The organism is Lentilactobacillus buchneri, from assembly GCF_018314255.1.
Lineage (GTDB): Bacteria > Bacillota > Bacilli > Lactobacillales > Lactobacillaceae > Lentilactobacillus > Lentilactobacillus buchneri.
In genome coordinates, this window is sequence record NZ_CP073066.1 from 2,018,100 (window position 1) to 2,038,379 (window position 20,280).

Genomic DNA, 20,280 nt, shown 5'->3' on the forward strand with positions numbered 1-20,280 from the left:
AACAGCAGTTTGGAGGAATGTCATTTGACTAAGTTGTACTTTGTTCGCCACGGGAAAACTGAATGGAATCTTGAAAGCCGTTATCAGGGTGCCGGCGGCGATTCTCCGCTGCTGGCTCAGAGTTATACGGAAATGGATCTGTTAGGCAAACATTTTCAGAAAACCGATTTTGCCCACATTTATTCCAGCCCGATTAAGCGTGCTCGGGTGACGGCGGCTCGAATTGACCGCAAATTAAAGAGCCATCCGGATATTTCACTCTTATCCAGGTTGGAAGAATTTCACTTGGGGAAAATGGAAGGCCAAAAGTTTGCCGATGTTGAGCAGGCTTACCCCGAAGAGTTTGAGGACTTCCGCAACCATCCCGATTTGTACGATCCAAAGGCCATCGGTGGGGAAAGTTACTTGGATGTGATTAACCGCATGACGCCGGCAATCACTTCAATTGTTAAGGCCTACCCGGATCAAAATGTGATGATCGTCAGTCACGGGGCTGCGCTTAACGCTGAGATCAATGCGTTGCTGGGTGTGGGACTGCCCAATTTACGAAAACGCGGCGGCCTGGCAAACACCAGCACGACGATTTTGGAAAGCACAGATGAAGGACAATCCTATCAACTGATTGATTGGAACGACACCAGTTATTTGAACAAAAAATTAGACCCGACAGATTTGGTATAGGTGACAATATGGCAAATAATTCAGATAAAATTAAAAAATTACAAGCAAAAAATCAAGCAAATCAGCGTAAATATACTAAGAAGCGCGAGGCTGAAGAGGCGAAAGCCAAAGCCACGATTCATAAACTAGTTGAAAAAGTGGATCACGAACCCGACAATTATCACAATTACTATGATTTAGCGACGTTCCTGGTTGAAGCTAAAGATTACGAGCAGGCCGAAGAGCTTTTAATGAAGGCACTCGGCTTATTTGACAAGTCCAACCAAGACGTCAAAGATACCCTGAAATTTGGTCTTGGAAATGTCTACTATGCCGCGGCGGAATACGATAAAGCCATCAAAATCTTCCAAGAAATCGAAGACAAAAAGCTTCAGGCCGAATCCTATATTATGCTGGCCCAAAGCTATATGGCCAAGGGTGACAACAAGCGGGCGATGGTCTTTGCTTTATCGGCTCAAAGTGCCCGGCACGATGACCCTGACGTCAACCAAATGATTGGTGACAATCTCTTGGCCCTGGGTAACTTTGCCCAAGCGGGGGACTTTTACGATATCGTCTTGAAAACAGAGCCTGAAAACGGCAAAGCCAACTTTAATCGCGGCCTGGTTGCCATGGTGAATGGCGAAGATTTTGAAAACTATTTTGCAAAAGCCAAGCAGGCTGATCCGGCTTATTTTGAAAAGGGTCAACAAAAGTTGAAAGATATTGAAAAAGTGATCCAGATCAACAAAGACAAGCCGAAGAAGTAAATGTCAGCATGAGTAAGGAGGACCGTCTTGGACCATTCAATAGATTTATTTGGCTCAGAACAGAATAATCACGAACCACAATATGTCGATGGCCGATTAAAGGCGATCTTCTTTTCGAGTAATGACAGTTTTTATAAAGTCGTCTTAGTTGAAATTACGGAGACCAATGTCAATTGGCCGGAAGACGAAATCGTCGTCACCGGGAACTTTGGCGATTTGGTTGAAGAAAACAGCTATCATTTCACCGGCAAATTAGTCGATCATCCCCGTTATGGCAAGCAATTTCAAGCCAGCAACTACACCAGTGTGATCGCCACTACCAGAGAAGGGGTCGTCAAATATTTATCAGGCGATCAGTTCCCCGGCGTTGGTAAGAAGACTGCCGAACGGGTGGTGGATGTTCTTGGCGATGATGCGATTGAAAAGATTACCGCGGATAACCGTGTCTTGGATGACGTTCCCATCAGCGCCAAATTGCGATCGGCAATTATTGAAAATCTTGACGCCGATGATAACTTGGAAAAGACCATTGTTGGACTGAACAGCTATGGTTTTTCGAGTGCGATTGCTTCGGCGATTTACCAAAAATATCATGAAGATGCTTTGAAAATCATTTCTGATAATCCCTACCAATTAGTCGAAGACATTGACGGCATCAGCTTCAAAAAAGCCGACGCCATTGCCCTTCGATTGGGGATTGTGCCGGATTCCAACGAACGGATTCGTGCCGGATTGATGTATGCGATTGATGAATTATGCCTTCAAAATGGGGACACATATACCACAACCGCCCCATTGATTCAAACTGCCACGAGCCTTCTGGAGGGGAATTCCCAGCAGCAGATTCCTGGGAAAAAGTTGGCCGAGAGTTTGGTTGAACTGGCTAAAGAAGGCAAGGTTGTCGGCGAAGAAGACCGCATTTATTTAACCCGGCTATACAACGCCGAAGTCCAAATTGCCGATCATTTGAACCGGGTGATCAAAAATCAGGATGATGAAGATCATCTCAAAGAAGATGCGATCAAAAAGCAATTGCGAGTCGTTGAGAAGCAGTTTGATATTAATTATGATGATTCCCAAGTTGCCGCGATTGTCCAAGCCATCCAGTCACCGGCATTTATTTTGACCGGTGGCCCGGGAACCGGGAAAACCACCATTATCAACGGCATTGTCAACACATTTGCCCGACTACATGAGTATTCACTGGATATTAATTCCTATAAAGACAAACCGTTTCCAATCGTGTTGGCCGCACCAACCGGTCGAGCCGCCAAGCACATGACTGAATCTACCGGGTTGCCAGCCAGCACCATTCATCGACTGCTTGGTTTGAACGGCCGTGAGTCCAACGACACCACTGGTACGAAGGATATTGAAGGGGCACTATTAATCATTGATGAGATGTCGATGGTTGATACTTACTTGTTCAGGTCGTTAGTTCGGGCAATTCCCAACCATATGCAGGTGGTTTTGGTTGGTGACCAGGATCAATTACCATCAGTGGGACCAGGCCAGGTATTCCACGATTTGCTGGTTTCTAAGCAGATTCCGGCCATGCAGCTGAATACAATTTACCGCCAGGAGAAGGGCTCATCGATTATCCAATTGGCTCACGATATTCATCGGGGGCAGCTGTCGGAAAATTTCACTCAGAACCAATCCGACCGCTCGTTTATCCCATGTAACGAGTACCAGATCTCTTCGGTCATTGAACAGGTCACTAAACGTGCCAAGCAAAAAGACTTCGGCTTGATGGACGTCCAGGTTCTGGCACCGATGTATCGCGGTCGAGCCGGAATTGACAGGCTAAATGACGTGGTTCAAGAAGTCTGGCAGGGTGATCCAACTGGTAAAAAGTCGGTTACGATCAGAGAACACACTTATCGAATTGGCGACAAAGTGCTCCAGCTGGTTAATAACCCTGAAAATAACGTCTTCAATGGCGACATTGGGATCATTGTGGGGATGGACGCCCCTAAAGGACAGCAAGTTCCCAATAAGATTACGATTGATTTTGATGAGACCGAAGTGACTTATGAGAAGAATGAGTGGACCCAATTCACCTTGGCTTACTGCACGTCGATTCATAAAGCTCAGGGTAGTGAATTCAAGATGGTGATTTTACCAATCGTTCGGCAGTTCTCCCGGATGCTTCAGCGCAACTTACTGTATACGGCCGTGACCCGAGCCAGCGACTTTTTGATTATGCTGGGTGAAAAAGAGGCCTTTGAACAATGTGTCCGCAACGTATCGGTTAACCGGCAGACCAGTTTGGTCAAACGGCTGGTAGATACAATTGGCATTCAGCCGCAATCAAAAAGCGCTGACGGAGAGCCGGAAGCTGAGGATCAAAAGCAATTGCCGACTGGCACGCCATCAGCCCAAGAGACTGATGATGCTAAGGCCGATAATCTGCCCGATCATTTAACCACAGCGGTTATCAATCAAAATCTGATTGACCCGATGATTGGCATGGGGGATGTCACTCCCCGCGATTTCTTGAAGTCATAGGTTTATCAGTGAATTCTTAACAAGTTCAAGCCGAAATTATGGTAGAATTTAAATAAATAGGTAAAGAAGAATACTTGGAGGAAATCATGGCCGAATCAAAAACGCATCCCAATCTTAAATTATTTTCTTTGAATTCCAACCGCCACTTGGCTGAGGAAATTAGTAAAGCAGTCGGTGTGCCGCTTGGCAAGTCAACAGTTGAAAAGTTTAGCGATGACGAAATTAAAATTAGCGTCGATGAGAGTATTCGCGGTGATGAAGTTTACATCATCCAATCCGTTTCTGATCCCGTTAATTCTAATTTGATGGAATTATTGATTATGGTGGATGCCGTTCGTCGGGCAAGTGCCAAGTCAATCAACGTGGTGATTCCTTATTATGGCTATTCACGTGCCGATCGGAAAGCGCGCTCCAGAGAACCAATTACTGCCAAATTAGTCGCTTCCTTTTTAGAGATGGATGGCGTTGATCGCGTGGTTGCCCTTGATCTGCATGCTGACCAGATCCAAGGCTTCTTCAACATTCCTGTTGACCATTTGAAAGCCGATACGCTGTTGGCAGACTATTTTGTTAAAACCCACAAGAGTTCCGATGTTGTTGTCGTTTCACCGGACCATACCGGTGTTTCGCGTGCACGAAAATTCGCTGAACTTCTGAGTGCGCCGATTGCGATTATTGACAACCGGTCGCCGGAAGATGCCACCACGGTTCCCGAATCAGTTATCGGGAACGTGAAGGGCAAACGGGCGATTATTGTCGACGACATGATCGATACGGCATTTAAATTGACAATTGCTGCCGAAACCTTAAAAAAGGCCGGCGCAACCGATGTCTTTGCGATTGCAACCCACGCTGTCTTTTCAGGGGATGCCCAACAGCGGCTTCAGGATTCACCAATCAAGAAGGTTATTGTGACAGATTCAATTAGTATTTCCAAAGCTGACCAATTTGAAAAACTGGAAGTGGTTTCCGTGGGTCAATTATTTGGTGAAGCCATTAACTTGATTCATAATCACAAATCGGTTGGTAAGCTGTTTGGAAGATAAAATATTTTACGAGGTGGTTTAATTTATGTATAAGGCAAATGACGATCGTTATGAAAACGCAGTGGTACGCAGAGCTGGAAATTCCGGGCTCCAACTGCCGGCACTATCATTTGGATTGTGGCATAGCTTTGGCGATGACGCCAACTATGGCGACAGCGAGAAAGTCATTTTGAAGGCCTTTGACTTAGGAATCTTTAGCTTTGATAATGCTTATAATTACGGCCCAAGTGCCGGTGCTGCTGAGCGGATGTTCGGTGAAGTTTACCGTGCCAACCTCAAGCCGTACCGCGATGAGCTGGTGATTACCACTAAAGCCGGGTTTAATATGTGGCCCGGACCTTATGGGAACTTCTCATCAAAGAAAACCTTGGTTAATGCGCTTGACGGCAGTTTGAAGCGGATGGGCTTGGACTATGTGGATATCTATTACAGCCACCGGTTTGATCCCAATACCAGCCTTGAAGAAACTGCTGAAGCCTTGGATGAGATCGTTCGTTCCGGAAAGGCGCTCTACATTGGGATCTCCAACTACAATGCCGCCCAAACCGCTGAAATTATCAAATATTTCAAGGAACTCCATACACCATTCGTTGTGAATCAGGCATCTTATAATATGCTCAACCGTGGTATTGAAGAAGATGGTCTGCTGGATACATTGAGCCAAAATAATAAGGCGCTGGTCGCATACGGGCCATTGGCTGAAGGCCTCTTGACTGACAAGTATTTAGGCGGCATGGATGATAACGTTAAGATTCACTGGAGTAATGAATTTGTCATCAAACATGGTAAAGACGAGTTGGTGAAGAAATTAAATGAGCTCAATGACATTGCCAAGAACCGGAACCAAAATCTGGCTCAGATGTCATTAGCTTGGCTTTTGCACGATCCAACGGTTGTCAGCGTGGTTACTGGGGCCTCGAAGATTAATCATCTGGAAGATAACCTGAAAGCACTCAACAATCTTGACTTTACGTCCGATGAATTAGCTCAGATTGATAAAATCGTTAAAGAATAATTATTAGGTTGTTCATACATGTTTGAATTAAGCATTAAATTGGGATTAAACCGGTTTAATGCTTTTTATTTGGTATAATCTAATCAAAGACATTTGTCCGTGAATGGAGAATAATTATGACAAAGAAAGTGACAATTACTGATTTAGCCGCTCGTGCCCAGGTCTCAGTGACAACGGTTTCACAAATTCTCAATGGTAAGGCTGCCCGTTTTAGCAGTAAGACCGTTGAGAAAGTTAAGCAGTTGCAAAAGGAAATGGGCTACGTTCCCGACTTTAACGCCCAAAGCTTGATTCGTAAAAGCGGTCGGACAATCGGTGTGATCATTCCCAACATGAATAACCCTTTCTTTAGCAGATTTTTACTTGGCATTGAGACTGAGGCAATTAAACAGGACTATGTGCCCCTTATTTTTGGCTCTAACAACAGTCAGTCACAAGAGACGCACTATCTCTTCGAATCTGTTCGAAGGGCCGCAGACGGCATGATAATCGCTTCAGCGGTGTCCGACATTAATTATATTGATAATATCTTGAATCAAAACGGCATTCCCTATATTTTAATTGACCAGGCACCGGTGGTTAAGGGTGATCGGGTTGATGCCAATAATCAAAAGGGCGGGGCTTTACTAGCCGATTATTTAATCAAGAATGGTCATACTGATGTTGCGGTTGTCTGTGCCACCAAACCAACCCTCAATCTTCAGGAACGGCTGGCTGGATTTGTGGAAGCCTACAAAAACAACGGCACCCCAATTCCTGAAGACCGAATTATTACGACTGAGATGACCAAAAAAGGGGGTTACGCTGCTACGAAAGCAGCGTTAGCCACCAAGCCAACTGCGATTTTTGGGATCAATGACGAGGTTGCCATTGGGGTCTATCGTGGGCTTGAAGAAGCCGGCTTGAAAATTCCAAGTGACATTTCGGTGGTTGGATATGATGACATTGATTTGGGAGAGTACATTTCCCCCAAACTCACCACCGTTCATCAGCCTGCTTTTGAAATGGGAACCAACGCCGCTCAAATGATCATCAAGCGAATTGAAGACCATAATGAGCCAATCCAACAGGTTTCCCTGCCGGTATCCTTGGTAGAAAGAGAGAGTGTCCGGGCAATTAACTAACTGGGATAGTTGTTAAATTTCAGGAAATTTGATAGAATTTGGTTAAAGGTTTTAACACACTATACTAAGGGATTTAGAGGAGCTTATTATGACAAATAAAGTGGTTGTGCTCGGAAGTCTAAACGTTGATACAACATTGCACATTGACCAAATGCCAAAACCGGGGGAAACGATTAGTGCCAAGAGTAAAACCAATTCCGCTGGCGGTAAAGGGGCCAATCAAGCAGTCGCAGCTGCCCGTTCCGGTGCTCAGACGAGTTTTATTGGGCAAGTGGGTGATGATAGCAACGGCATCTTTATGATCGATGCTTTGAAACTTGACGGCATTAATACCGATCATGTGGGTATCAATCAGGTCGATGGGACCGGGTCTGCGGTCATTCTTCTGGACAGCCAGGGTCAAAACAGCATCATGGTTTATGGTGGGGCTAACCAAGCCATGAAAACCGAAGTCATCGCCGACAGCCAAGCCCTGATTAAAAGTGCCGATATTTTAATTTCCGAATTTGAAACGCCCCAGGAAGTCACCTACGAAGCGTTTAAGTTGGCCAAACAACATGGTGTGACCACGATTTTAAATCCGGCACCGGCTTCAAAAATCATTTACGGGTTGCTCGAAGTCACCGATTTGATTGTTCCCAACGAAACCGAAAGTGCCACATTGACCGGTATCGAAGTCAACGATACTGATTCAATGGATCAAAATGCCGCTAAATTCAGCGAGATGGGTATCGATAACTTGATCATTACGGTGGGCGATCGCGGCGCGTACTATCATACTCCAAGCGACAGTGGCTTTGTGCCGGCATTCAAAGTTAAGGCAAAAGACACCACGGCAGCTGGCGACACATTTATCGGGGCTTTCAGTTCACAAATTAACCAAGATTTATCCAATATTGAAGCAGCTTTGGTTTATGCTCAAAAGGCTTCATCCATTACAGTTCAACGTTTAGGGGCCTTACCTTCCATTCCCACGGCCGAAGAAATCAAAGCGGAATACAAATAAAAATTATCTTAAGTATTAGTTTAATTTTTCTTCCAAACTGTTTTGCGAGTAGGGTGTTGCTTTCTCGAATTTTATCTGGTAGTATATCCAGACGTTAGCAGGAAATGTTAAAAAATTGATAACATTCCCACGTTAGAAATCAGGATTGACGATTCGAAATTCAAATTTCATGTTCAAAGGAGTTTATAGCTATGAGTAATAAGTTAGAAATTCTGAGAGAATACCAAAAGGCATCCTCGAAGCTTGATCAATTAAAGTCCGAAGAAGCAGACAAGATCAAGTCTACCCCAGTGAATACGAGTTCTACCGAAGTAATCACACCACAGTTTGGAAACGAAATGACGCATTTGAATGAAGAATGCATGCAGTTAAACATGATCTTAGAAGCAATGGATGCTTCGGAAGACTAGGTCGTGTGGACGCGGGATCGTCTATCGACGGTGCCGTTTTTTTGTTACAATCAAGTGCCCAACTGGTCCACAGAAAGCCAAAACAGGGCAGATAACGGTGAATGCACTCATCGTTATCTGCCTTGTTTTGGCTTTCAGTTTTTATTTTTTGAATTTTAATGGGCAACAGCCACCCGACTTCAGAAATTGTCCGATAGTAACGCCACTGACACCGCACTTTTAATCTGATTTCTTCCCTGGAGCTTTGACAGCCAGTTTTCAGGGAACGTCACCGGCGCAAAGAGCAGTGATGCCAGCATGGAAGTAATTGAACCGATAGTATCGGCGTTACTGCCAAGATTGACAGCCTTTGACACGGCAACGTTATATTGTTCCGAATTCATCAGGCACCAGAAAACGGCGTTGAGGGTGGCGATCACATCGCCGGAGGGCCTTAGCTTCGTACTCGACTGTCGGAGGAAGTGAGACTCCTCTAATTGCTCAAAAAACGGCACCTGAGCGGCGAATTGATCTTTTGAGCGGTAATAGTCCAGGGCTTCCTTAACGGCCCTTAGCATGGCGTATTTGTTGGGATTTTGAATCAGGCGGATAATGACGTTGGTTAAAACCCCGGAACCAATAAATGTCTTGGGGGTTCGGTTGGTGGTAGCCGTGTAATCATGAACCATGTCGGCAATGGTTTCATTAAAGGTGTACTGCTGGTTCTTCGTTAAAATATAAAAGGCCAACGGCATCAACCGTTTAAGGGCAGTATTGTCATTGTCTGAATCCAAAGTGCCGCCGGACAAAACCGGTGGGGTGCCGGTATCAAAGCGTTGGATGGCTGCTTTGGTGGTCTCATCAACGTCGTATGCATAATTAAAGGGCGTGTAATCACCAAAATGGACCCATTGCGAATAACGTGTCATGAGGTCATAAAGATTATATCCAAACGTTAAGCTAACTAAAGAAGCAATTGATAGTGATGTATCATCAGACCAAGTGCCGGCTGGGATTTGATTCGTCCGGTGTTCGACCATCTCATGGATTGGATCATCGAAGGGGTTCAGGCGGGTATCGTGTTGAATCGGATATCCAAGCGCGTCACCCAGGGCAACTGCTGTTAATGATTGAAATAAAAGGTAGCTGGTGGAATACATAGAATTACCTCGTCGTTAGTTTTTCGCGGTACAGAAACTTACCGAATCCAGAAGGGATATTTAACCGTGTCGAGCTTCAGGTTAAAAGTCCGTTCGCCAAGTTCTTCGCCATCGATTTGACCCAAACGATTACCATTTGTTTTTATAAACAGCTCTTTTTCATGATAATGATGAATAAATTTAAGCCGTAAGTGTCTCTTTAAAAATATCATAGATACAAATAAAATCAATTGCCAAAGGCTGGTTTTTTCGACCACTACTAAATCCAGATGGTCGTCGAACACTGATGCGCTGGGCACGATGTTGATGCCTCCGCCGAAATAAGGAATATCTGTTGTGGTTAATAAAAATGTGTTATCGAATGTGACTTTAGGCATATTTCCCGGGAGAATTTCGGTCTTGAACCCTTTAAAGTGGATGATCACGTTTAATATAGCCGCCATGTATGAAAATTGTCCGAAGAATTGGTGACTTTTTAAAGAAGAATGATTTGCGAGGTGCACAACAGTGGCGTCAAAGCCGATGCCAAAATTGTTGGTGAAGAAGCCTTCGGAATGATGATCAAGGTCTGTGTAGTGGCCGACATTGATGGTTTTAGCAGCTGATTGGGTCAAAATGTCAGCCAATGATTTCTCCCAGTGCAAAGGAATCTTTAATCCCCGCGCAAAATCATTTCCGGAACCGACCGGCAAAAAGGCAATTGGAACTGGATGATCATTTTGATGGGTGCGGTAATAGTGCTGGCAGCCCAACAGTGTTTCGTGAAGGGTCCCGTCGCCGCCAGCGGCAATCAACACAGCGTCAGTTTGGTTGGCGGTGTCAATTTCACTGAGAGCTTGTTCAGCAAGTTCAACAGCATGATTTGGGTAGGCGGTATAGAGTGTCTGATAATCGGCATGTGCAGCCGCCAGTTGTTTTTGGATATCCGGCCAAACCTTTTTGGCGTTAGCACCACCGGCATGCAAATTGATAATGATGAAATATTTCATTGGTGAATGAGCCCCCAACTCAGATGGTTTTATGTAAAAAACTTGAGAATCGAATATAAAATCTATCCGCTTCTCAAGTTTTCGAATTAGTCACGTTCAGTTTTGTTAATCTTTACCATTCATGATGAGCATTGGCAAAATCATTGGATGGCGTTCGGTCTTGTCGTAAAGGAATTCTTGAAGATCATCAATAATCGCATTTCTAATTGAAGACTCGGTTGCTTTTTTAGCACGCATCGACTTTCGAATGGTCTTAAATACACGGCGTCGGCCTTCATCCAAAAGTTCACCGGATTCTCGCATGTAGACGAAGCCACGTGACAAGATATCTGGACCGGATTGGATTTCCTGGTTGGCCAAGTTGATTGTTGCAACAACCACGACAATACCTTCCTCAGAAAGCAGTTGACGATCGCGCAAGACAACGTTGCCAACATCACCGATGCCGCTACCATCGATGTAAACATCTCCGGCAGTGAAGTGACCAGCCATACGAGCATTATCTTTTGAAAGGGCAAGTACATCACCATTTTGCATGATAAAGCTGTGATCAAGCGGCACGCCACATTGTTCGGCAAGCTCAGTATGAATTTTCAGCATTCTGTACTCACCATGAATCGGCATGAAGAACTTCGGCTTCATCAAGCGCAGCATCAATTTCTGTTCTTCTTGACCACCATGTCCGGAAGTATGAATGTTGTTCACCCGACCGTGAATGACATTGGCGCCGGCTTCTTCAAGCTTGTTGATGACGCTGTTGACACTGGTCGTGTTACCAGGAATGGGGTTACTTGAAAAGATAACCGTGTCACCAGGCTGAATTGAAATCTGGCGGTGGGTACCGTTGGCAATCCGTGAAAGGGCAGCCATTGGTTCACCTTGAGAGCCGGTACACAAGATCAAAGTCTTGTTAGCTGGCAGTGACTGCAGCTCGTGTGCATCAACAAACGCATCATCAGGAATATCGAGATAACCTAATTCGCGTCCATTCACTATCGCTGCATCCATGCTGCGCCCAAAGACGGCAATCTTGCGACCGTGGGCCATGGCATTATCACAAGCGGTTTTAATCCGTGAAATGTTGGAAGCGAAGGTTGCAAAGATGATTCTGTCTTCAATATTATCAAAAATGTGGGCAATTGAAGTTCCAACCCACTTTTCAGATTTGGTCCAAATTGGCTTTTCAGCGTTGGTGCTGTCAGACATCAAACAAAGGACGCCTTCTGCACCCAAACGGGCCATTTCCTGAAGATCAGGCGGCTGGTTGGTCACTGGTGTGAGGTCGAACTTGTAATCACCAGTTTCCACAATCACGCCCACCGGTGTATGAACGGCAATTCCAACCGTATCAGGGATCGAGTGGGTGGTTCTGAAGAATGAAACTTTCATTTTTCGGAACTTGAGAACCGACTTGTCACTAATTTCGTGTAATTCTACAGAATTTAGCAAGCCGTGTTCTTCCAATTTATTCTTAATCAGCGCCATCGCAAGTGGTCCGGCATAAATAGGGACGTTTAAAACCTTCATCAAATACGGGACACCACCAATATGATCTTCATGACCATGGGTGATGACCAAAGCTTTGATCTTATCCTTATTTTCAACCAGATACTGATAGTCTGGGATAACATAATCGACACCTAAGAGATCATCTTCGGGGAACTTAATTCCCGCATCAATCAGGATAATTTCATCCTGAAACTGGATCCCGTAAGTGTTCTTACCGATTTCACCCAAACCACCAACGCCATAGATAGCTGCTTCGTTATTCTTGACGTTTAGTTTTTTCATTTATTATTAAACTCCGTTACTTTGTAATCAGGACTACTTTGCTCATACTCCAAGTGCTTTCCTTGGAGGGGTTCGATGAATTCAATATCATAATCAGTATTGTCTTCAACTAACGCGTGAGCTTCAACCTCTGTGTCGGCCTCAACATAGAGTGAATGAGTCGTTTCCCGGCGAGGGCTTTCCTTCTTGCTGGGTTGATATAAAACCTTCCAAATCATAAAAAAAACTCCTTTAAAATTATACAATTTTTTTGCAGAAACTCGAGGTTTCCTTACGGACAAGTGGTTGTGAAAACACAACTAATAACGATATTCTACCATAATCTAAAAAATAAGTATATAAACATGAAAGTAATCAACTCGCACCATTGCATGGTAAAATTAAATCAATGAAAAGAAATGGGGCTCAGTTATGAACATTGATTTGATTATTCAAATTATCATCGGGTTGGTCGCAGCATTTGCTGTTTACAATTTGATTCATTATATCTTTGTAACGAGACCCGGCAGAAAACGGCTGGCGTTGGCACAGCGGATTGCCAATGAAGCCGTGAAAACTTCGATTAACCAGCTGGTTGAACAAAAGGCAGTTTTGCCCTTTGATGAAAGTGATTTTAAATCTGAAGATATTGCCGAAGTGTGGGGCAGAGGTGTGATGGCGTTTGAATATCATCTGCCCAAGGCAAAAATTGAAAGTTCAATTCCCGATTTCCGAAAGGCCTTGGCAACGACGCTTGAGCAATACGGTGATACACACCACATGCACGCGCATACCGATCAGGCTGATCGGCCGGCGTTTATGGTCACCGATGTCTGGCAGCTGGATGATCGGGTGCACTTTGATGTTGCCTACCTGGTGAACGTGACGACGATTGAATATGTGGATGACTTAAAGCGGCTGCACTGAACCATTATGGACTAGTCAACGGCGTTTGCTTTTCGATACTGTTTGGCCAGTCGCTTGCGTACTTTGATGATTGCAAGCAGATTATGATCCACTGTCGGGGAATAGAGATTTTCAACAGCGACCAGCTTGGCAATCAGTGCCAGGCCTTTTTTCTCACTGCCAAAATAGAGCTGCCAGACCGCGGTGATCAATTGTTGTTGGAACCGGCCATTCCAACTTAAATCCAGGGTGTTGACCTGACGGATTTTGTTTAGAATTTCTTTTGCGAATTGATACTGAGCCAAGTTGAGCTCGATTTGAAAAAGAGAAAGATAAAGATCCATTAATTCATCAGCAATATGAAATGGGTCATCCACTGCTTGAAGGTATTGTCGACAGTTGTTTTCAAATCTGTCAACAATCTCGGAAATAAGCGCTTCTTGATGCCGGCTGACCGCAATTGGCAGTAAAATTTGGGCCTGCCTAATTTCTTCAAGTGTCCAGGTCTGTGATGCAAAAAGGGTGTCCCAGAGATTTTCCATTGCCGGAGTGACTGTGAATGTTTTTGAATAATAAGTGACGACCAATATTTGACCCATAGCAGCAACCGATTTGTAACTGAGGCGGCTGCTTTTTTGCGTTTCAGCGATGATTTGGCCCATTGTTTGAAGATCGTGGCCGTTATAGGCCCGTAGCAGGCGCCTTTTCAGGGATGTTGCAGTGGGTTCGTGATAATCGTTTTGGATAAAACGGAATTCGTTGGCTGAAATGGACAGATTATCTAAAATTTTAAATAACTTGGCGGCACTGATGTCGTTCTCCCCATTTTCAAAGCGATGAGCAAATGAACGTGACATCACGCCTGAGTACACTTCGCTTTGGGTGAATCCTTTAATTTGTCGAATCATTTTGACTGTCTGCCCGATTGTTTTCATGATTGCCTCCCAAGCTTTGAATGTGGCATATATGCAACACATTTTACATCTATCGCTTTAATAATGGTAGTAGGCTTCAGTTAATCAAAATTAAAGCGGGTGCTGACAATGGAAATTAGTGATCATGAGTCAAATATGCAGGTTATAAAAGATGTATCGAGCAACTTCACCAGTGCTTTTTGTGGTGACATGTTTTCATTTGCTCTGGGGCTCATGCTGCTGCGGGCGACGGGAATGTCGTTAAGCTTTGGACTCTCAATGATTATCATGCCGATTGTGACTTTGATCGGGTTGGTGCCGATTGGCAACTTGGTCGACACTTATCCCCACAAACGGCTCTTGATTATTAGTCTGGTCGTCCGGATCGGCGCACTATTGATTTATTCGATCGCAATTGGTCACTTCGATGGCAGTGGTAAATTAATCCCAACGATTGGGTTTTTGATCATCAATTACGCATCTGTCAATCTTTCGAATTCCGGCTACATGGCGTCGGTTCACGAATTAGTCAACGAGGGTCATATTCAAAAATTGAATTCTTTGAGCCAATCTGCGGCATCGTTTGCCTCGACCTTTTCGCCGATTGTGGCTGCCGGATTGTATGTGATAGTTGGCTTTAGGCTGTTTATCGTCTTTCAGCTGACTGCTCACGTGATTGCCTTGGTAATTCTTTTGACGATGAATTTTCATTATTTGAGCTATCCAAGGAAAAGCAGTCAGACACCGCAGGAATCCCAGTGGGCAAAATTCAAACTGGGGTTAAATTATTTGATGGCCCACGACTTTTTACGGTATCTCATCTGTATTGCCCTGTTTTTGAATTTTATTTTTGCGGTCATTAACGTTGGCCTGCCATTTATGATTGTGGAACATTTACATTTGGGAAACGTGACGCTGGGGATTTTGAATTCCGCCGACGCCCTTGGCATGCTGATCGGGAATTTGATCATCAGTGTCTCGAAAGAATTGAGGCACTTGGCAAAAATATTAGCTGTCACGATGGTCATCATTGGTACGGGGTTGGCTGGAGTTGGCGCTTTATTGATGGCTGCTCCCGAACAATTAGTGGTCCAATTGGTGGGCTCGTTGATGTTGTTTGCAGTGGGGATGTCACTGGCTTTTATGAACACGCCTTTTGGTATTTACATGCAAAAAACGGTTCCGACTGAACTGATGGGCAGAGTCTCGTCTACCGAAATGTCTTTGAATATGATGTCAATTCCTTTGGAAACCGTCTTTTATTCATTTGTCTTCCAACAGATTCCAAGCGGAATTGTGTTCATCATATCTGGGATGGCTCTGATTGCCGTCACCGGATTGACAATGCCAGCTTTTATGCACGTCCAGATGCCAAGGACTGATCATGCCACCCAAAAGGCTGATCGTCAGCGTCTCTAAGTTGAGTTTGTCGGGTAATATGTCTATAAGTAAAACGGTTTGTTACAAATTCAATGAAAAAGAACCAGTAACTTACAAAAAGTTCATTTGATATTTGTTCACAAGGCATAACCAAACAGATCTAATTCAGGAAAGGCCACTCGCCACAATTAAATTGGATAAGAAAAAAACCGGGCAAAAGTTTTTCCTTTTGCTCGATTTTTTAATATGGATGCTTATTGAAATTTCTTAGATCGGCATATGAACAACTGATTTAGTGCACCGATCAATACACAAAGATTTCGTCATCTGTTTTGGCAAATGGGTTGTCCTTATTAATGTGATCATAAAAGAGTGTTCCATGAAGGTGATCGATTTCATGCTGGCAGACAATTGCCGGGTAATTTTTCAATCGAACCTTGTGCTCTTTGCCGTCAACGTCTTGGTATTTTAAGGTAATTCTGGCAGCCCGAGGGACATAGCCGGGAATGTCCTTATCAACGGACAGGCAGCCTTCGCCCTCTGTCAATGCGCCACGCTGAACCGAATTCGACACGATCACCGGGTTAATAATGACATCTTTGAAAACCGGTTCATCTTTTTCATCCTCGTCTTCACTTGGAACCAACACTGAGGCCATCATTTCAGAGACACCGACCTGTGGGGCAGCCAAGCCGACGCCTGCACGCAGACCTAACTTTTCACACTGTTCCGGATCCTGGCTGACTTCCAGATATTCCATCAGATCATGAGCCAGTTGTTTATCTTCTTTGCTCAAAGGGAATTTGACCTTTTGAGCTTGTTTACGGAGAACCGGGTCTCCATCTCGTACAATATCCTTCATTAAAAACACGCTAAAGACCTCCGAAAATATTTTAAGCATTAATTGAATAACTTCTATTCTAACTTAATTTTAAGAAAAAAACACTATTCACAAAGTGGGTGAAATTTCACAAAGTATACTCCCGCAAGCGGTTTCAACCCAAAATTTGTCAAGTGAAAATTATATTCAAAAAAGTTGGTTTCATCACAATGAAAGGGCTTGCAAACGTTGCTGAAAAATGCTAAATTTAACTTGTGGTTTAGAAGTGATCAGTTTGTACATCACAAGTCTAGCTTTACAGGAAAGGAAAGTGTTATCTATGGCAGCAAAGAGTAAGCATGTTGTTGATTTTGCCAAGATCAAATCAACGATGAGCGATCCATATAAGAAACCGGTTCAAGTTATTGATGAAAACGGTAAAATAGTTAATCAAGAATTATTTGACCAATTCAGCGATGACGAACTAGTTACGCTGATGGAAAAGATGGTTTGGGAACGTGCATTGCATGAACAAACAATGAACTTTTCACGTCAGGGTCGATTAGGTTTCTATGCTCCTACTTACGGTGAGGAAGCCTCAGAAATGGGGATTGCCCACGCAATGAAGAAACAAGACTACCTATTCCCAGCATATCGTGATTTACCACAATTAATCCAACACGGTGCAACCGTTAAAGAGGGTTACTTATGGTCAAAAGGTCACTACCAAGCTTATGACTACGTACGACGCGGTGTACGTGCATTTATCCCACAAATTATTATTGGTGCTCAGTATGTTCAATCAGCTGGTGCTGCATTAGGAATCAAGAAGAACGGTGAGAAGGATACCGTTGCTTACACATTTACCGGTGATGGTGGTACTTCACAGGGTGACTTCTATGAAGGAATCAACTTCGCCAGTTCATTCCAAGCTCCAGAAGTATTCTTCGTTCAAAACAACGGCTGGGCAATTTCAGTTCCACGAAAGACTCAGACCGCTGCTGAAACCCTTGCACAAAAAGGTGTTGCTTCCGGTGTTCCTGGTGTTCAAGTTGATGGGATGGATATTCTGGCAACTTACTTGGTTGCAAAAGAAGCTCGTGACTTTGTTGTTGCCGGCAATGGTCCAGCATTAGTTGAAACCTTGACTTATCGTTTCGGTGCCCACAGTTCAGCCGGTGATGATCCTAGTCGTTACCGTACTAAGGAACAAGAAAAACCATGGTTCGACCGAGACCCACTAATTCGTTTGAGAAAAGTTTTGACTGACAAGAAACTTTGGGATCAAGACAAAGAAGACAAATTAGTTGCTCAATACAAAGATGAATTCAAGGAAGCAATGAAGGATGCCGAAGCTGCTCCTAAGCAAAAGGTTAGTGACTTCTTGAAGAACACATTTGAAGTTCCAACCCCAGATGTAGCAGCTGACATTAAGAAATACGAAGCAAAGGAGTCGAAGTAATCATGGCTAAAATGACATATATTAAAGCAATTACCAACGGACTTGACCAAGTATTACAAGACGATCCCAAGACTCTGATTTTTGGTGAAGATGTTGGTAAAAACGGTGGTGTGTTCCGGACAACTGAAGGACTTCAAGATAAATATGGTGAAGACCGAGTATTCGATACCCCACTTGCTGAATCAGGAATTTTAGGAATGTCAATCGGACTTGCATTAACCGGTTGGCGTCCAATCCCAGAAATTCAATTTATGGGATTCACAATGGAAGCTGTTGATTCTGTCGGTGGTCAAATGTCACGTAACCGATTCCGTTTCTCGGGCGACGTTACGATGCCGATCACAATCAGAACTCCATTTGGTGGTGGTACTCATACTGCCGAACTTCACGGTGACTCACTTGAAAACTTGTTCATTGGCATCCCGGGACTGCGGGTAGTAACTCCTGCAAATCCTTATGACGCTAAAGGAATGGTTATCTCAGCCGTTGAAAACAACGACCCGGTATTATTCATGGAAAACCTGAAACTTTATCGTTCAATGAAGGATGAAGTTCCAGATGGCCACTACACTGTTCCGCTAGACAAGGCAAATGTTGTTCGTGAAGGATCTGACATTACCGTTGTTGCTTACAGTGCCGAAGTTAACGAAGCACTTAAAGTAGCAGATAAATTAGAAAAAGAGAACATCTCAGTTGAAGTTATTGACTTACGTTCATTATCACCAATTGACGATGAAACAATCTTTGCTTCAATCGACAAGACTCACAAAGTAGTGATTGCCCAAGAAGCACAAAAGATGGCTGGTGCCGGAGCAAAAGTTGCTTCAGACATTGCTGAAAACGACATTATGTCATTGGACGCACCAATCGGCCGTGTTTCTGCTCCTGACAGTATCTTCCCATTTGCTATGGCTGAAAATGATTGGCTTCCAAATGCTGATGATATCGAAGCTAAAGTACGAGAAATTTTGAACTACTAAAATTCTAATTTGTTACAGAAAGGAAGTTAGATCCCATGGCTTATAAGTTTAAACTACCAGAGATGGGAGAAGGAATTACTGAAGGTGAAATCGCTACCTGGGATGTAAAAGTTGGCGATACCGTCAAGGAAGACGATCCGTTAGTTGAAATTCAAAACGATAAGTCTGTCCAAGAAATGCCATCTCCAGTTGCCGGAACCATTAAGAGTATTGAAAAGCAGGAAGGAGAAACCGCAGAAAAGGGCGACGTTTTAGTTGTCATTGATGATGGTTCTCCTGATGAACCTGATGATGCCGCACCAGCAGCTGCACCTGCAAAAGAAGAAGCTGCTCCAGCTCCTGCTAAAGAAGAAGCACCTGCACCGGCTGCCGCACCAGCACCTGCCGCTGCTCCAGCCGCAGTAACTGCTGCACCAGCTGCTTCAAATCCAAACGCAATTGTCAAAGCGATGCCATCTGTTCGTCAATATGCACGTGACACAGGCGTTGACATTACTGCTGTTCCTGCCACAGGAAATCATGGTCAGATCACCAAAGCTGACATTGACAACTTCAATCCAGCTGCCGCTCCAGCCGCACCAGCTGCCGCTGCAACCGCTGCTGCACCAGCTGGCGAAGCAAAAGCTGCCGCAGGTCAAGCTATCAAACCTTGGAAGTCTGATCAACCTGATCTTGAAACCCGTGAACCAATGTCTCCAATGCGTAAGATCATTGCTAAGTCAATGCGTACATCTAAGGACATTGCGCCTCACGTAACTTCATTTGACGACGTTGAAGTTAGTGCATTAATGGCTAACCGTAAGAAGTACAAGCAAGCAGCTGCCGACCAAGATATTCATTTGACATTCTTACCTTACATTGTGAAGGCATTGGTTGCCGTTATGAAGAAATATCCTGAGTTCAACGCTTCAATCGATGACACCACTCAAGAAATCGTTTACAAGCATTACTTCAATGTCGGTATTGCAACCAACACGGACCACGGTCTGTACGTACCAAACATCAAAAATGCTGATTCCAAGGGTATGTTTGAGATTGCTAAAGAAATTACCGAGAACACCCAAGCTGCCTATGACAATAAGCTTGGCCCAGATACAATGAAGGGTGGTTCAATTACCATCAGTAATGTTGGTTCAATTGGCGGTGGCTGGTTCACACCAGTTATCAACCAACCTGAAGTTGCTATCTTAGGTGTTGGTAAGATTGCCAAGGAACCATATGTTGATCCAGAAGACGGCGAGATTAAAGTAGGCAATATGCTGAAACTTTCATTGAGCTACGATCACAGATTAATTGATGGTGCCCTTGCACAAAATGCTTTGAATTACATGAATCAATTGCTTCATGATCCAGCAATGCTGTTGATGGAAGGATGATC

The 20,280-nt window shown here is 44.1% G+C and carries 19 protein-coding genes; 13 read left to right on the plus strand and 6 right to left on the minus strand.

The annotated features are described in order from the left end of the window. Nucleotides 1-24: 24 nt before the first annotated feature. The 8 genes from KE627_RS09590 to KE627_RS09625 all read left to right on the plus strand — a co-directional run bounded on the left by KE627_RS09590 (nucleotide 25) and on the right by KE627_RS09625 (nucleotide 8,542). On the plus strand, nucleotides 25-681 hold the full coding sequence (locus KE627_RS09590) for a histidine phosphatase family protein (RefSeq protein WP_013727541.1): 657 nt from the start codon (nucleotides 25-27) through the stop codon (nucleotides 679-681). Nucleotides 682-689: 8 nt separating this feature from the next. Then, a complete protein-coding gene (locus tag KE627_RS09595) occupies nucleotides 690-1,430 on the plus strand; it encodes a tetratricopeptide repeat protein (protein WP_013727542.1) in 741 nt (246 codons plus the stop codon). 27 nt (nucleotides 1,431-1,457) lie between these two features. Further along, a complete protein-coding gene (recD2, locus tag KE627_RS09600; protein WP_056939004.1) occupies nucleotides 1,458-3,941 on the plus strand; it encodes an SF1B family DNA helicase RecD2 in 2,484 nt (827 codons plus the stop codon). Nucleotides 3,942-4,027: 86 nt separating this feature from the next. After that, on the plus strand, nucleotides 4,028-4,987 hold the full coding sequence (locus KE627_RS09605; RefSeq protein WP_013727544.1) for a ribose-phosphate diphosphokinase: 960 nt from the start codon (nucleotides 4,028-4,030) through the stop codon (nucleotides 4,985-4,987). A 25-nt stretch (nucleotides 4,988-5,012) separates the two neighbouring features. Next, nucleotides 5,013-6,002 carry an aldo/keto reductase gene (locus tag KE627_RS09610; protein WP_013727545.1) on the plus strand — a complete coding sequence of 330 codons (990 nt, stop codon included), beginning with the start codon at nucleotides 5,013-5,015 and terminating at the stop codon, nucleotides 6,000-6,002. 116 nt (nucleotides 6,003-6,118) lie between these two features. Beyond that, nucleotides 6,119-7,126: a ribose utilization transcriptional repressor RbsR gene (gene rbsR / locus KE627_RS09615; RefSeq protein WP_013727546.1), complete on the plus strand. Its 1,008-nt coding sequence runs from the start codon at nucleotides 6,119-6,121 to the stop codon at nucleotides 7,124-7,126. 88 nt (nucleotides 7,127-7,214) lie between these two features. Then, nucleotides 7,215-8,132, plus strand: coding sequence for a ribokinase (gene rbsK / locus KE627_RS09620; RefSeq protein ID WP_056939003.1), 918 nt, complete (start codon nucleotides 7,215-7,217; stop codon nucleotides 8,130-8,132). A 191-nt stretch (nucleotides 8,133-8,323) separates the two neighbouring features. Next, nucleotides 8,324-8,542 carry a hypothetical protein gene (locus tag KE627_RS09625; RefSeq protein ID WP_013727548.1) on the plus strand — a complete coding sequence of 73 codons (219 nt, stop codon included), beginning with the start codon at nucleotides 8,324-8,326 and terminating at the stop codon, nucleotides 8,540-8,542. 179 nt (nucleotides 8,543-8,721) lie between these two features. Here the strand turns inward: KE627_RS09625 and KE627_RS09630 are convergent, their stop codons facing one another. The 4 genes from KE627_RS09630 to KE627_RS09645 all read right to left on the minus strand — a co-directional run bounded on the left by KE627_RS09630 (nucleotide 8,722) and on the right by KE627_RS09645 (nucleotide 12,679). Next, complete coding sequence (locus tag KE627_RS09630; RefSeq protein ID WP_056939002.1) at nucleotides 8,722-9,681, minus strand: ADP-ribosylglycohydrolase family protein; 960 nt, start codon at nucleotides 9,679-9,681, stop codon at nucleotides 8,722-8,724. A gap of 38 nt (nucleotides 9,682-9,719) precedes the next feature. Further along, nucleotides 9,720-10,670: a diacylglycerol/lipid kinase family protein gene (locus tag KE627_RS09635; RefSeq protein ID WP_056939001.1), complete on the minus strand. Its 951-nt coding sequence runs from the start codon at nucleotides 10,668-10,670 to the stop codon at nucleotides 9,720-9,722. Nucleotides 10,671-10,775: 105 nt separating this feature from the next. Beyond that, nucleotides 10,776-12,461, minus strand: a complete 1,686-nt coding sequence (rnjA, locus tag KE627_RS09640) for a ribonuclease J1 (RefSeq protein ID WP_013727551.1) — start codon at nucleotides 12,459-12,461, stop codon at nucleotides 10,776-10,778. Further along, nucleotides 12,458-12,679, minus strand: a complete 222-nt coding sequence (locus tag KE627_RS09645; protein ID WP_013727552.1) for a DNA-directed RNA polymerase subunit epsilon — start codon at nucleotides 12,677-12,679, stop codon at nucleotides 12,458-12,460. Before KE627_RS09645 ends, rnjA begins: the two co-directional genes overlap by 4 nt. Nucleotides 12,680-12,872: 193 nt before the next feature. On the opposite strand from KE627_RS09645, the gene KE627_RS09650 reads away from it, so the two are divergent. Continuing rightward, complete coding sequence (locus tag KE627_RS09650) at nucleotides 12,873-13,367, plus strand: hypothetical protein (protein ID WP_013727553.1); 495 nt, start codon at nucleotides 12,873-12,875, stop codon at nucleotides 13,365-13,367. An 11-nt stretch (nucleotides 13,368-13,378) separates the two neighbouring features. On the opposite strand, the gene KE627_RS09655 is transcribed toward KE627_RS09650, so the two are convergent. Further along, nucleotides 13,379-14,281 carry a helix-turn-helix domain-containing protein gene (locus tag KE627_RS09655; protein ID WP_056939000.1) on the minus strand — a complete coding sequence of 301 codons (903 nt, stop codon included), beginning with the start codon at nucleotides 14,279-14,281 and terminating at the stop codon, nucleotides 13,379-13,381. 108 nt (nucleotides 14,282-14,389) lie between these two features. Between KE627_RS09655 and KE627_RS09660 the strand changes: the two genes are divergently transcribed. Continuing rightward, nucleotides 14,390-15,679, plus strand: a complete 1,290-nt coding sequence (locus KE627_RS09660; RefSeq protein WP_056938999.1) for an MFS transporter — start codon at nucleotides 14,390-14,392, stop codon at nucleotides 15,677-15,679. A 265-nt stretch (nucleotides 15,680-15,944) separates the two neighbouring features. Here the strand turns inward: KE627_RS09660 and def are convergent, their stop codons facing one another. After that, nucleotides 15,945-16,511 (minus strand): peptide deformylase, encoded by a 567-nt coding sequence (gene def / locus KE627_RS09665; protein WP_013727556.1) that lies wholly within the window; start codon nucleotides 16,509-16,511, stop codon nucleotides 15,945-15,947. Between the two features lie 289 nt (nucleotides 16,512-16,800). Here def and pdhA point away from each other — a divergent pair, with 289 nt between their 5' ends. From pdhA to KE627_RS09680, 3 genes are read left to right on the plus strand one after another with little or no spacing between them, the layout of a single operon-like run. Further along, nucleotides 16,801-17,922 carry a pyruvate dehydrogenase (acetyl-transferring) E1 component subunit alpha gene (pdhA, locus tag KE627_RS09670; protein ID WP_013727557.1) on the plus strand — a complete coding sequence of 374 codons (1,122 nt, stop codon included), beginning with the start codon at nucleotides 16,801-16,803 and terminating at the stop codon, nucleotides 17,920-17,922. A 2-nt stretch (nucleotides 17,923-17,924) separates the two neighbouring features. Next, on the plus strand, nucleotides 17,925-18,902 hold the full coding sequence (locus KE627_RS09675; protein WP_013727558.1) for an alpha-ketoacid dehydrogenase subunit beta: 978 nt from the start codon (nucleotides 17,925-17,927) through the stop codon (nucleotides 18,900-18,902). A gap of 35 nt (nucleotides 18,903-18,937) precedes the next feature. After that, nucleotides 18,938-20,278 carry a 2-oxo acid dehydrogenase subunit E2 gene (locus KE627_RS09680; RefSeq protein ID WP_013727559.1) on the plus strand — a complete coding sequence of 447 codons (1,341 nt, stop codon included), beginning with the start codon at nucleotides 18,938-18,940 and terminating at the stop codon, nucleotides 20,276-20,278. Nucleotides 20,279-20,280 lie beyond the last annotated feature (2 nt).

Excerpts from the sequence above, each read along its gene's own strand:
- KE627_RS09655 (WP_056939000.1), bottom strand. The coding sequence starts at position 14,281 with ATGAAAACAATCGGGCAGACAGTCAAAATGATTCGACAAATTAAAGGA.
- KE627_RS09660 (WP_056938999.1), top strand. The coding sequence starts at position 14,390 with ATGGAAATTAGTGATCATGAGTCAAATATGCAGGTTATAAAAGATGTA.
- KE627_RS09650 (WP_013727553.1), top strand. The coding sequence starts at position 12,873 with ATGAACATTGATTTGATTATTCAAATTATCATCGGGTTGGTCGCAGCA.
- KE627_RS09635 (WP_056939001.1), bottom strand. The coding sequence starts at position 10,670 with ATGAAATATTTCATCATTATCAATTTGCATGCCGGTGGTGCTAACGCC.
- KE627_RS09630 (WP_056939002.1), bottom strand. The coding sequence starts at position 9,681 with ATGTATTCCACCAGCTACCTTTTATTTCAATCATTAACAGCAGTTGCC.
- pdhA (WP_013727557.1), top strand. The coding sequence starts at position 16,801 with ATGGCAGCAAAGAGTAAGCATGTTGTTGATTTTGCCAAGATCAAATCA.
- rnjA (WP_013727551.1), bottom strand. The coding sequence starts at position 12,461 with ATGAAAAAACTAAACGTCAAGAATAACGAAGCAGCTATCTATGGCGTT.
- KE627_RS09625 (WP_013727548.1), top strand. The coding sequence starts at position 8,324 with ATGAGTAATAAGTTAGAAATTCTGAGAGAATACCAAAAGGCATCCTCG.
- rbsR (WP_013727546.1), top strand. The coding sequence starts at position 6,119 with ATGACAAAGAAAGTGACAATTACTGATTTAGCCGCTCGTGCCCAGGTC.
- rbsK (WP_056939003.1), top strand. The coding sequence starts at position 7,215 with ATGACAAATAAAGTGGTTGTGCTCGGAAGTCTAAACGTTGATACAACA.
- KE627_RS09675 (WP_013727558.1), top strand. The coding sequence starts at position 17,925 with ATGGCTAAAATGACATATATTAAAGCAATTACCAACGGACTTGACCAA.
- KE627_RS09680 (WP_013727559.1), top strand. The coding sequence starts at position 18,938 with ATGGCTTATAAGTTTAAACTACCAGAGATGGGAGAAGGAATTACTGAA.
- KE627_RS09645 (WP_013727552.1), bottom strand. The coding sequence starts at position 12,679 with ATGATTTGGAAGGTTTTATATCAACCCAGCAAGAAGGAAAGCCCTCGC.
- KE627_RS09610 (WP_013727545.1), top strand. The coding sequence starts at position 5,013 with ATGTATAAGGCAAATGACGATCGTTATGAAAACGCAGTGGTACGCAGA.
- KE627_RS09605 (WP_013727544.1), top strand. The coding sequence starts at position 4,028 with ATGGCCGAATCAAAAACGCATCCCAATCTTAAATTATTTTCTTTGAAT.
- KE627_RS09595 (WP_013727542.1), top strand. The coding sequence starts at position 690 with ATGGCAAATAATTCAGATAAAATTAAAAAATTACAAGCAAAAAATCAA.